The sequence below is a fragment of the Mesorhizobium sp. M1A.T.Ca.IN.004.03.1.1 genome (genome assembly GCF_003997555.1).
Taxonomy (GTDB): Bacteria; Pseudomonadota; Alphaproteobacteria; order Rhizobiales; family Rhizobiaceae; genus Mesorhizobium.
Window position 1 is genome coordinate 1 of the sequence record NZ_RZTV01001149.1, and the last position, 233, is coordinate 233.

Annotated in this window: 1 protein-coding gene; it reads left to right on the top strand. The window is 65.2% G+C overall.

Going from position 1 to position 233, the window contains the following annotated elements:
- On the top strand, positions 1-233 hold a 233-nt coding region (locus EOD29_RS35280), incomplete at both ends, for an aldehyde dehydrogenase family protein (protein WP_127248935.1).

The following is a 233-nucleotide window of genomic DNA, read 5'->3' on the forward strand; positions in this document are numbered from 1 at the left end:
CGCGCGGGCGCATCCTGAAGCGGGCGGCCGACATCATGCGCGAGAGAAACCAGGCGCTCTCCGAACTGGAAACGCTCGATACCGGCAAGCCGATCCAGGAGACAATAGTCGCCGACCCGACCTCGGGTGCCGATGCCTTCGAATTCTTCGGCGGTATTGCGCCGGCCGGTCTCAACGGTTCGCAGATCCCGCTCGGCCAGGACTTTGCCTATACCAAGCGGGTGCCGCTCGGC